Below are 11,363 nucleotides of genomic sequence, written 5' to 3'. Positions count from 1 at the left end.
AGGTACCCGTTGAGATCACGATCCAGGCGCTGGGGAACCACGCTCATAGCTGCTCCAGCAATTCTCGCCCTTGCAGCCGCCACGGCCTGCACCGCGGTGGATGATGAGGACGATGTCACCGCCGGAGTAGGCGTAACCGAAGAACCGTGCCCCGACGCGGTCAACGCCGACAACGGGTGTATCTACCTCGGTGTGCTTTCCGACCTCGAGGGGGGACCGTTCGCTGAACTCGGTGCCCAGATCCATCAGGGCCAACTAGCATTCTGGCGCTCGGTCAATGAGGAGGGCGGTATCGCTGGGTACGACGTGGATATCTCCCGGTACACACGCAACACCGCGTATAGCGTGGATCAGCACGCCACCGAGTACCAGGACATCGAACCGCACGTCCTCGCACTCGCGATGAGCCTTGGTACCCCCCAAACGGAATCTGTACTACCGAGCATGGATAGCTCGAATCTCGTGGCCGTGCCAGGGTCGTGGTGGTCGGGTCTGCACTTTGACGAGGCTGACCGTGGTTTGATCCTGGAATCCGGATACTCCTATTGCACCGAATCAGTCATCGGCCTCGACTGGTTCAGCGAGGAGTACGGCACACCCGAAACGCTGCTCACCGTTGGGTACCCCGGGGACTATGGTTCGGACTCCGCGGTCGGAGCAACGCGCTGGGCGGAAGCCAACGACGTCGAGATTCTTGCGCAGATCGACACGGCACCAAACGCTATGGTGCAGAACCAGGACGCTGCGGTTGAACAGATTCTGAGTCAGCAGCCGGACGTGGTACTCATTGCGACCGCTCCCGGTGAAGCAGCGGAGATCGTCGCGAAAGCCGTGTCACGCGGCTACGACGGCCGATTCCTCGGCTCCGTCCCCACCTGGAATCCCCGACTGCTCGAGACCGCGGCAATCGGTGCTCTGACCGCCCGGTACAACCATGTCGGCCCATGGCAAGGGTGGGACGGCGACAGCGCCGCGCTCTCCGCGATCCGCGAGTCTCTCGATGGCAGGCTTCCCGACAACCAGGGCTACATTTTCGGTTGGGTGTGGTCGTATCCGCTGAAGTCACTCCTGGAAGCGGCCGCCGATGACGGTGAACTGTCCCGTTCGGCGCTGCGCGCCGCGATCGATGGTCTCGAAGTGGACTACGAAGGTGCGCTTCCGAATCGCACATTCGGTGAACCGCCCGCGTTCGACGAGATGAGTGCAACGATCTCAGTTCCTGACGCTGAAGTCGAACTCGGAACCCGGGCCATCGCAGATGGGGTTACGGCAACCACCGAGGTAGAGTACGACGCTCCGTGCGTGCAGCCGTGATGCGGTAGCGGACCCAAACGTGGGCCTTTCCCTTCGAGTGGGAAGGGCCCACGATTTGTGTGCGGATTAAGTGATCATCTCGACGATTCCGGCGACGATCCCGCAGAAGACTGACCAAGGCCATACCTGAATGCAGTACACGTTAACCTCCTAGCAAGTGATTTGCGACACAGCTCGACAGTATCGAGAACACACCCCGCAAACCACCAACCGTTGCAACACAGGGGGATTCACCCCTAACCGCACCCCATCCCCCAATCTGCTGCCTCAGCACAAATATTGTACGATCAACCACCCCTTCGTGACCTGCGTGATTTACGTTATGCTCAGTTCCGCAAAGTGATCGCGCCCGCAACCGGGGGGTAGGGCAGGTCATTTGGGGGAGACGAAAGGGCGCCTGCTTAACGCAGGCGCCCTTCACGTTTTGCAGCGGGACGTGAATTACTTGCCGCGCAGCTCGTGGCTCAGCGCATCGAGTTCATCGCCGCCCGCCATCTGCCGCGTGAGATCGTCAAGTGAGAGCTCGTCGTAGGTGCAGTCCAGCGTTTGACGGCCCCGATTGAGCAACACAAAGTGGTCGCCCACCATGTGCGCATGGTGCGGGTTGTGCGTGATGAAGATGACGCCGAAGCCGTGCTCCTTCGCCGCTGTGATGTACCGCAGCACCATGCCAGACTGCTTCACACCAAGCGCTGCCGTGGGCTCGTCGAGGATCAGTGCCCGCGCACCGAAGTACACCGCGCGAGCGATCGCCACGCACTGGCGCTGACCACCGGAGAGGCTCCCGATAGGCGCATCGACGTCAGGCAGGTCAATGCCCATCTTGTACAGCTCTTCGCGCGCAACAGCACGCATTGTTTTGACGTCAAGGGAGCGCGTGAACTTGTTTTTGTAGAGTTCCTGACCGAGGTAGAAGTTGCGCCACACCGGCATCAGGGCGACGACTGCAAGGTCCTGATAAACGGTGGCGATGCCTTTTTCCAGCGCGTCCATCGGAGAACTGAAATGCACTGGCTCACCGTCAACGAGGACTTCGCCTTCGGTCTGCTGGTGCAGGCCAGCCATGATTTTGATCAGAGTCGACTTGCCGGCTCCGTTGTCACCCAGGACACCGGTAACCTCGCCGGCGAAGACGCGCAAGTTGATGTCTTGTAGCGCAACGATGTTGCCGTACCGCTTACCGACGTGCTTGAACTCGATCAGCGGCACTTTTCCGCCGTGTTTGGCCGCCTGGGCAGATTCTGTTTCAGTGCTCATTTGTCAGCCTTACTTACTCGCCGCGTACTTGCGTATCGCGTTGTTTCCGATGACCGCGAGCAGCAGCATCGCGCCAAGGAAGAACTTGAACCAGTCAGGCTCCCAGCCCGCGAGGACGATGCCCTGGTTGGTCATGCCGAAGATGAAAGCACCGATGCAGGCGCCGATTGCGGTGCCGTAACCACCGGTGAGCAGGCAGCCACCGATAACAGCTGCGGCGATGTAGATCAGCTCGTTGGTGACACCTTGGCCAGACTGGACGGTGTCGAACGCGAACAGGATGTGCATGCCGGAGAACCATGCGGCGAAGCCCACCGTCATGAAGAGAATGATCTTCACGCGGTTGACAGGCACACCAACAGCGCGTGCACTCTCCGCGTTACCGCCGACCGCGAAAATCCAGTTACCGAATTTCGTCTTGAACAGTACAAAGGAGGCAACTACCGCGAACACAAGCCACCACAGGACAGTGATCCGGATGCTGATGCCGCCAACGTTGATGCTCGATGCGAACACGGCGCGCGCGGAGGCCCAGCCTTCCATATCTGACACGCGTGGAGTCGAGACCGAGTTCGTCACGAACTTCGTGACCGCAATATTCGCTCCCTGCAACATCAGGAACATACCTAGCGTGATCAGGAAGCTGTGAATCTTTGTTTTGGTGACAAGCCAGCCGTTGATGAAGCCGATGGCAAGGCAGACAAACAATGCGAGGAAAGCGCCGAGCCATAAGTTCAGGTGCAGGTTGTAGGCGATCATCGACGCTGCAAGGGCGCCGGCAGTGACGTTGACACCAGCGGAGAGGTCGAATTCACCACCGATCATCAGTAGCGCGACAGCGATTGCCATGATGCCGATCGTCGAGCTCGCGTACAGCACCGTTGCGAAGGAATCGACGTTGCGGAACGGTGGCGCCATCGCAATGAAGAAGCCGAAGATCAGGATCGCGCCGAGGACGGAGCCCAGCTCCGGCCGGAGGATCACTGTATGGAGCAACTTGCGTTTCGCTACACGTTCATCTTGAGGTGGCTGGGGCGGCGCCGCAGCTGGGGTCTGGACAGACATATCATTCCCTTGAGTGAGTGGAGAAGCGCCCGGGCGTGGGGTGGGCTCACGCCCGGGCGCTTGGTCCGGTCAGCGGAGTCCCGACCTCGCGAGGTCCGCGATGGATTCAATATTTGATTCGTCGATGAATGTCGGCCCGGTAAGAACTGACTGGCCGCCACCGATGACGGTGTCGTTGTAGATGTTGAGCCAGAGCGAGTCGACCGCGAGATACCCCTGCAGGAAAGGCTGCTGGTCGATTGCCCATTCGACGGCACCGGCCTCGATCGCGTCCATCAGAGCCGCATTGGTGTCGAACGTGACTACGCGTGCTTCGCTGTTCGCGTCAGTGATCGCGTCTACCGCTGTCAGCGCGAACGGTGCTCCTAGGGTGATCACCGTATCGATGTTCGGATCCTGACGGAGCTTCGCGTCGATCGCGGAGCGCACGCCCGGCATATTGCGACCTTCGACGTTCAGCACCTCGACGTTGCCGCCAAAGGTCGAGGCGACGCCCGCACAGCGCGATTCGAGCGCGACGTTGCCCTGCTCCATGATGACGCAGATGGCGTTCTGCGAGCCCTCTTCGTTCAGCCGGTCACCGACCGCCGCGCCGGCCACGTTCTCATCCTGGCCGAAATACTGGTCGACTCCGAGACGCTCCCAGTCATCTAGGCCGGCATTGAATGCGACGAGCGGGACCCCCGAATTTGCCGCCTGCTGCACGGCGCCAGACAGCGCGTCAGGGAACGCCAGTGTCAGCGCGATGCCATCGACACCGGCGTCAAGGGCGCCCTGCACGAAGTTTGCCTGGTTCGGTGCCTGAGGGTCCGACGAGTATCGCAGCGTCGCATTGTTTTTCGCTGCGGCGGTTTCAGCACCAGCGCGGATCAAGTCCCAGAAGGTGTCACCAGGAGCAGCATGGGTGATCATCGCAATGGTGATCGGGTCAGTGTCGGCCTGCCCTGCGCCGATGCCGCCCCCCGTAGCCTCCGGACGCCCACCGGTAGAAGAACATGCTGCGGTAACCGCAATGAGCGTGAGACCGGCTACTGCTCCGAGCCACCGGCGGCAGGTACGCGGTGGTCGAGCTGCCGAGTCCCGACGGTTTTCCCGCTGTGGGTGAGAGGTCATTTGGGGATGTCCCTTCGTGAAAATGAACCGGGCGGAACTGTTGTGTTCGCCATCGATACCTCTAGGTGTAACTCAGCTCACAACGTCCTGTCAATACTTTGTCCTAACATTCGGTCTAATCTGGTGTCGTCGCGGTGAAGGCTGCGTTCACGGGGGGTGGGAGGCAAACCCCCCGAGGGTGCCTTCACGGGCGTACACGGACCGGGGAAGCTTAGGGACGCCAGCATCCCCCGCCTGGCACAAGACGCTCAGGAAGGACCCGCGACATGGTCGCAATCAAGGTCAGCGATGTAGTTTCTCCTCGGCATGTTCAATCCTTCGCATACCGGGACGCAATCTCGACGACACGGCTGCGAACCGAGACGTACGGTGGCTGGATCGCCATCAATTTCGGCGATTCGGGCAGCACGACCCGCCGCGGCGATATCACGTCATTTCTGCCCATAGAGAGCAACACAATCAACACCTATGAGGACTCTGCCCAGATACTGGGGTTCACTGTTTCTGCGGCCCCGTCATCAGTAGCCGACGACGATGACGAAGCGAACGTCGCAGCCCTTGCCGATGCAACCCTGCTGCTCAGGCCACAGGCGTTCGCTGGCATTGCGGGGAGTCCCCTGTGCCTAGTATTCAAGGCCAGGATTGGTGTCCACAAGGGAATTGTTTCCGCGATTACCTACCAAGTGACTGTCCAGTCGAGGATAGGTGAGAGCAAAGACGGAACGCTCCCGCGGATTCAGCTTCGGTCGGCTCAAATTCCTCGGTAAACCTTCAGAGAAGGCGAGAATTCCCTAGCGGCCGACGAGCGTCGTTTCGAACGAGTACCGGTTCGCTCGATAGAGATGCTTACCGAACTCGACCGCGCGCCCTGCATCGTCAAATGCCGTGCGCTGCATCGTGAGTAGCGGCGAACCAGTTTTTTCCTCGAGCAACGCCGCCTCATCCCGGCTTGCGGCCTGGGCACCGATGCGCTGCCGAGCAATCCTGATATGAACACCTCTGACGCGCAACACCTCGTAAAGGCCTCGCGCAGCCAGTTCCTCTTCGGGGGGCGCAATCTCCGCGGGCAAGTAGTTCGACATCAGGGCGATCGGCTCGCTGTCCGACGTTCGAAGCCGACGAATCAGAACCACCTCATCGCCGGGCTGCAAATTGAGTTCGCGCGCCACCTCCGCGTCGGCGGGGTGTGGGCGATACTCCAGCATCGTGGTGCCCGGCTTCTTCCCGGCGCGCATCAGGTCGTCATACAAGCTCGTCAGTTCTACCTGGCGATGCAGCGGCGCTTGCACAACCTGGGTGCCCACGCCACGCTTCCGCACGACCAGCCCTTTGTCGACTAGTTCCTGCATCGCACGCCGCGTCGTGGGGCGCGACAGATTGAGCCGCTCCGCGAGCGCGACTTCGTTTTCCACCCGATCGCCCGGATTCAGCGAACCTTCATGAATCGCCTGCTCAATAGCTGCGGCCAGCTGGTAATACAGGGGCAGCGGACTTGACCGGTCGAGGCGAATCTCTAGCGGGACACTCACCCCACGCCTCCGTTCTCTGGACTTACACGCCTTTGGGCAGTTCAGCACCCCGGCTGCCACACCAACGCTGATCAAACCACGGTAGCACCAAAAGGCACAACGTCAGAATGTTAGGACAAAGTATTGACATCTGCCTGTGCCCTGGCGCACAGTCAGAACAACGAGTGGTGCGCATCGAGCGCCGCTACGGCGACAAGCAGCGACACAATGGGAGCGAATCAGTGCAGGTCACACATACCCCGTCTGAATCCAGCCCCGCCGCTTCGAATACCTCGGGCGCTGGCGGACAGGTTTACGACGTTCTCGCTATCGGCCGTAGTGGGGTCGATATTTACCCACTTCAGATCGGTACCGGCCTCGAGAATGTCACCTCGTTCGGAAAATTTCTCGGAGGCAGCGCCGCGAACGTCACCGTAGCTGCGGCGCGCCTCGGCAGGCGGGCCGCACTGATTTCCGGCGCGGGTGACGATCCGTTCGGCCGCTACGTCAAACAAGAACTTCAGCGGCTCGGTGTCGAGAGCAGGCACGTCATCACCAGCAGTGAGTACGCCACGCCTGTCACGTTTTGCGAGATCTTCCCGCCAGACGACTTTCCTTTGTACTTCTACCGCAAGCCCTCGGCGCCGGACCTGCAGGTCACACCTGAAGACATCGACACCGCTGCGGTTGAGAACGCGAAACTCTATTGGTCCACGGTCACAGGATTGTCCGAAGAACCTAGCCGCAGTGCACATTTCGCGGCCTGGCAGGCCCGGGAACGACGGAAGTTCACGGTCTTAGATCTCGACTACAGGCCGATGTTCTGGGGCTCCGCAGCCGCAGCAACTGAGCAGGTACAGAAGGCACTTCCCCACATCACCGTCGCGGTCGGTAACCGCGAGGAGTGTGAAGTCGCCGTCGGTGAGACTGACCCGCACAAGGCCGCGGATGCATTGCTCGACTTCGGTGTCGAGATCGCGATCGTCAAGCAGGGCCCGAAGGGAGTCCTCGGCAAAACCCGCGACGGCTCCGTCGTGGTGCCGCCAATCCCCGTGGACGTCGTGAACGGGCTGGGCGCCGGAGACGCCTTCGGCGGCTCACTGTGCCATGGCCTGCTCGCCGGGTGGCCGCTCGAAAAGATCCTTCGCCATGCGAACGCCGCCGGAGCGATCGTCGCGTCCCGCCTCGAATGCTCCACCGCTATGCCCACCGAATCCGAAATCACCGCCCTCCTACCCGACGAGGAGTCCCTCCATGTCTGACACGCTCCTCGCACGCAACGTGCCCGGCAGAAAACCCGTGTGCTCGAGTTACTCGGAACTCACCGATACCCGCGCGGCCGATCCTCAAGCAATCAGCCGCGCCTGGGAGGCTCGCACCCAGCGCCCCACCATCCGTGGTGACGGGAAGCTTATGATCGTCGCCGCCGACCACCCAGCTCGCGGCGCCCTGGCTGTGCGCGGCGATCACGGCGCCATGGCTAGCCGGCTGGATCTCCTCGACCGGCTGCGCACCGCACTGGCGAACCCCGGTGTCGATGGCGTGCTCGCCACCAACGACATCCTCGAGGACCTACTCCTGATGGGAGCGCTCGAGGACAAAGTGGTGTTCTCCTCCATGAACCGCGGCGGCATCGCTGGTGCATCGTTCGAGTTCGACGACCGGATGACCGGGGCCACTCCCGAATCCACGGCACAGCAGGGCCTCAACGGCGCCAAGATGCTGTGCCGTATCGCCCCTGAGGATGCGGGCACCCTGCCGACACTCCAAGCTTGTGCGCAGGCGATCGACGACCTCGCTGCCCGGGACCTCATCGCGATGGTCGAACCATTCCTCTCCCGCTGGGTCGACGGCAAAGCCCGCAACGACCTCAGCCCCGACGCTGTCATCAAGTCGATCCACATTGGCCAGGGACTCGGTTCCACGTCGGCGTACACATGGATGAAGCTGCCCGTGGTGCACGAGATGGAACGCGTCATGAACTCAACGACCCTCCCCACCCTCCTCCTCGGCGGTGACCCCGATGGCGACCCGGAAGACACCTTCTCGAGTTGGGCGAGCGCGCTGCAACTACCGGCGGTACGCGGGTTGATTGTTGGCCGCACCCTCCTCTACCCCCAGGACAACGACGTCGCAGGTGCCGTGGCTACCGCGGTTTCACTGCTCCGCTGAATCAGCGAGGATTAAGGACTACACATGCTCGGCACTCTGAAACGAAGCGACTACTACCTCCCCAACGGCGCGTCCGCACGCGGGCCTTTCGCGCTGCAGGTTACTCCCGAGTCGGCGGGCTGGACCGAATCGAGCCTGCGCATCGCCAGCCTCGAACCTGGGCAGCGCCTCACACTGGAGACCCGCAATGACGAGTACATCGTCATTCCGCTTGCAGGGTCGGCCACGGTCGCAAATGGTGCGGGCACCTACACGCTGAAGGGCCGCAAGTCGGTCTTCACCGGCCCCAGCGACTTCGTGTACGTCGGCCGGGACAGCAAGTTCACGCTCTCCACCGAGACGGGCGGACGAATCGCGCTGTGCGGCGCGCGTGCCAAAAACAAGCTGCCGATGCGTTACGTAGCCGCCGAGGACGTTGCGGTGGAACTCAGGGGCGCGGGCAACTGCAGCCGAGAGGTCCGCAACTTTGGCACCGCGGACGCGTTCGAAGCGGACTCACTGATCGCGTGCGAGGTAGTCACACCGGGCGGCAACTGGTCCAGCTACCCCAGCCACAAACACGACGAAGAGACTGAAGTCGAGTCGTCGCTCGAAGAGATCTACTACTTCGAGATCTCCGCGGCAGACCCTGGCGATGGCTCGTTCACCGGTGCCGTCGACACCAGCGGCCAGGGCTTCGGCTACCAGCGCGTGTACGGCACCAAGGAGCGGCCCATCGAGGTCCTCGAAGAAGTACGCACCGGTGATGCGGTGCTGATTCCACACGGCTACCACGGCCCGTCGGTCGCCGCGCCCGGACATCACATGTACTACCTGAACGTGATGGCCGGACCCGGTGAGGTGCGCGCCTGGAAGATCACCGACGATCCCCAGCACACCTGGATCCGTGGCACCTGGGACAACCAGACCGTCGACCCCCGCCTCCCCTTTCGACCGAACTCTGGAGAATAGTCGTGGCACCGATCAACCAGACTCCCACCCACGAGAAAAACATCCGCCGCGTCCCGAATAACGACCCCACGGTGCGCTTGACGGTTTCGCAGGCGACTATCAAATTCCTCGCTAACCAGTACGTGGAGCGTGATGGTGAGCGGCACAAGCTTTTCGCCGGCTGCTTCGGCATCTTCGGCCACGGCAACGTCGCAGGTCTCGGCCAGGCACTGCTGCAGGCGGAGCTCGACGACCCCGAGGCGCTGCCCTACATACTCGGCCGCAACGAGCAAGCCATGGTGCACACCGCGGTCGCGTTCGCACGTGCCAAGGACCGGCTGCAGACGTGGGCAGTGACCACGTCGATCGGGCCTGGCGCGACCAACCTCGTGACCGGCGCGGCGCTTGCAACCACGAACCGCATCCCTGTTCTGCTACTCCCCGCAGACACGTTCGCGACCCGCGTGAGTGCCCCTGTGCTGCAGGAACTCGAGCGCCCCGACACGGGCGACAACACCGTCAACGACACACTGCGTCCGGTCTCGAAGTTCTTTGATCGTGTGTGGCGTCCTGAACAGTTGCCCTCGGCGCTGCTGGGCGCGATGCGCGTGCTCACCGATCAGGCGGAGACCGGTGCGGTGACGGTCGCGATTCCGCAGGACGTCCAGGCCGAAGCATTCGACTGGCCGGTGGCCCTGTTCGAGGAGCGCACGTGGCACCTCGGCCGGGTGGTGCCGCAGCCGGATCAGGTCGCGCGCGCGACCGAACTCATTCGCTCGGCACAGAAACCGCTGATCGTCGCCGGCGGCGGAGTGCACTACTCCCGCGCCACGGAAGCGCTGAAGGCGTTCGCGGAACAAACTGGAATTCCGGTTGGTGAAACCCAGGCTGGTAAGGGCTCACTGCGATATGACAATCCGCTCTCGGTCGGGGCCATTGGCTCCACGGGAACGACCGCCGCGAACGCACTCGCCGCCGAAGCTGACGTTGTGATCGGTATCGGCACCCGCTACAGCGACTTCACCACAGCGTCGCGCACCGCGTTCTCCAACCCGGACGTGAAGTTCGTAAACATCAACGTGTGCTCCCTCGATGTGTTCAAACACAGCGCGGTCGGAGTGCTCGCCGACGCCCGCGAGACTCTCACCACTCTGACAGACCTGATGGAGGGCTACCGCACCGCGGACAACTATCAGGAGAAGGTCAGGGCGCTCGCCGCCGAATGGGACGCCACCGTCGAATCCGCGTACCACCCAGGCCGTACCGGCGAAAACGGCAAACTGCTGCAGTCGGAGATCATCGGTCTGGTTAACGAGCTCACCGACCCGCGTGACGTCGTCGTGTGCGCGGCCGGCTCAATGCCCGGAGACTTGCACAAGATGTGGCGCACTCGGGACAGCAAGGGTTACCACGTCGAGTACGCGTACTCCTGCATGGGTTACGAGATCGCCGGAGGTCTCGGTATTCAGATGGCCTGCCCAGACCGCGACGTATTCGTCACCGTGGGTGACGGCTCGTACCTCATGATGGCGACCGAGCTCGTCACGGCGGTCCAGGAGGGCATCCCCGTCAACGTCGTCTTGGTGCAGAACCACGGCTACGCCTCGATCGGCTCGCTCTCAGAAGAGCTCGGATCGCAGCGCTTCGGCACCAAATATCGGTACCGCTCTGACCGCGGCCGCCTCGATGGCGATATCTTGCCCGTGGATCTGGCAGCCAACGCGGAAAGCCTTGGTGCAGAGGTGATTCGGGCGAACACGTCCCCGGAAATCGCCGACGCCATCAAGCACGCGAAAGCAAGCCCGCGTCCCACAGTGATCTACGTCGAATCCGATCTGAGCACCAACGCGCCGGACAGCAAATCGTGGTGGGACGTGCCCGTCTCAGAAACGTCGGAACTCGAGTCGACGCAACAAGCCCGTGAAGTCTACGACGCCTGGAAGTCCGTGCAGCGCCATTACCTGCGCCCTTCTTCCGCGCGCCCGTCCGAATGATCCTCGCCGA

10 protein-coding genes are annotated in these 11,363 nt (G+C 62.1%); 6 read left to right on the top strand and 4 right to left on the bottom strand.

The window, feature by feature from the left end:
• Positions 1 to 9: 9 nt before the first annotated feature.
• Positions 10 to 1,314, top strand: a complete 1,305-nt coding sequence (locus FHU29_RS20660; RefSeq protein WP_064438273.1) for an ABC transporter substrate-binding protein — start codon at positions 10 to 12, stop codon at positions 1,312 to 1,314.
• Between the two features lie 441 nt (positions 1,315 to 1,755).
• On the opposite strand, the gene FHU29_RS20655 is transcribed toward FHU29_RS20660, so the two are convergent.
• From FHU29_RS20655 to FHU29_RS20645, 3 genes are all read right to left on the bottom strand, one after another.
• Complete coding sequence (locus FHU29_RS20655) at positions 1,756 to 2,571, bottom strand: ATP-binding cassette domain-containing protein (protein WP_064438274.1); 816 nt, start codon at positions 2,569 to 2,571, stop codon at positions 1,756 to 1,758.
• A gap of 9 nt (positions 2,572 to 2,580) precedes the next feature.
• Positions 2,581 to 3,636 (bottom strand): ABC transporter permease, encoded by a 1,056-nt coding sequence (locus tag FHU29_RS20650; RefSeq protein ID WP_064438275.1) that lies wholly within the window; start codon positions 3,634 to 3,636, stop codon positions 2,581 to 2,583.
• Between the two features lie 69 nt (positions 3,637 to 3,705).
• Positions 3,706 to 4,749, bottom strand: coding sequence for a substrate-binding domain-containing protein (locus FHU29_RS20645; protein ID WP_083962047.1), 1,044 nt, complete (start codon positions 4,747 to 4,749; stop codon positions 3,706 to 3,708).
• A gap of 266 nt (positions 4,750 to 5,015) precedes the next feature.
• On the opposite strand from FHU29_RS20645, the gene FHU29_RS20640 reads away from it, so the two are divergent.
• Positions 5,016 to 5,516 (top strand): hypothetical protein, encoded by a 501-nt coding sequence (locus FHU29_RS20640; RefSeq protein ID WP_064438276.1) that lies wholly within the window; start codon positions 5,016 to 5,018, stop codon positions 5,514 to 5,516.
• Positions 5,517 to 5,540: 24 nt separating this feature from the next.
• On the opposite strand, the gene FHU29_RS20635 is transcribed toward FHU29_RS20640, so the two are convergent.
• Positions 5,541 to 6,278, bottom strand: a complete 738-nt coding sequence (locus FHU29_RS20635; RefSeq protein WP_064438277.1) for a GntR family transcriptional regulator — start codon at positions 6,276 to 6,278, stop codon at positions 5,541 to 5,543.
• A 221-nt stretch (positions 6,279 to 6,499) separates the two neighbouring features.
• Between FHU29_RS20635 and iolC the strand changes: the two genes are divergently transcribed.
• The 4 genes from iolC to iolD are packed head-to-tail and all read left to right on the top strand — an operon-like array spanning position 6,500 to position 11,353.
• A complete protein-coding gene (gene iolC / locus FHU29_RS20630; RefSeq protein WP_232322848.1) occupies positions 6,500 to 7,519 on the top strand; it encodes a 5-dehydro-2-deoxygluconokinase in 1,020 nt (339 codons plus the stop codon).
• Positions 7,512 to 8,429: a Cgl0159 family (beta/alpha)8-fold protein gene (locus FHU29_RS20625; RefSeq protein WP_064438278.1), complete on the top strand. Its 918-nt coding sequence runs from the start codon at positions 7,512 to 7,514 to the stop codon at positions 8,427 to 8,429. Before iolC ends, FHU29_RS20625 begins: the two co-directional genes overlap by 8 nt.
• A gap of 24 nt (positions 8,430 to 8,453) precedes the next feature.
• Positions 8,454 to 9,380, top strand: a complete 927-nt coding sequence (iolB, locus tag FHU29_RS20620) for a 5-deoxy-glucuronate isomerase (protein WP_064438279.1) — start codon at positions 8,454 to 8,456, stop codon at positions 9,378 to 9,380.
• 2 nt (positions 9,381 to 9,382) lie between these two features.
• The gene (gene iolD / locus FHU29_RS20615; RefSeq protein WP_064438280.1) at positions 9,383 to 11,353 is read left to right on the top strand and encodes a 3D-(3,5/4)-trihydroxycyclohexane-1,2-dione acylhydrolase (decyclizing); all 1,971 of its coding nucleotides are present in this window, start codon (positions 9,383 to 9,385) and stop codon (positions 11,351 to 11,353) included.
• Positions 11,354 to 11,363: the final 10 nt, after the last annotated feature.

The sequence above is a fragment of the Hoyosella altamirensis genome, from assembly GCF_014191505.1.
In the GTDB taxonomy this organism is placed as follows: domain Bacteria; phylum Actinomycetota; class Actinomycetes; order Mycobacteriales; family Mycobacteriaceae; genus Hoyosella; species Hoyosella altamirensis.
The sequence above is the reverse complement of the archived record's forward strand: the minus strand, read 5'-3'. Positions and strand labels throughout refer to the sequence as shown.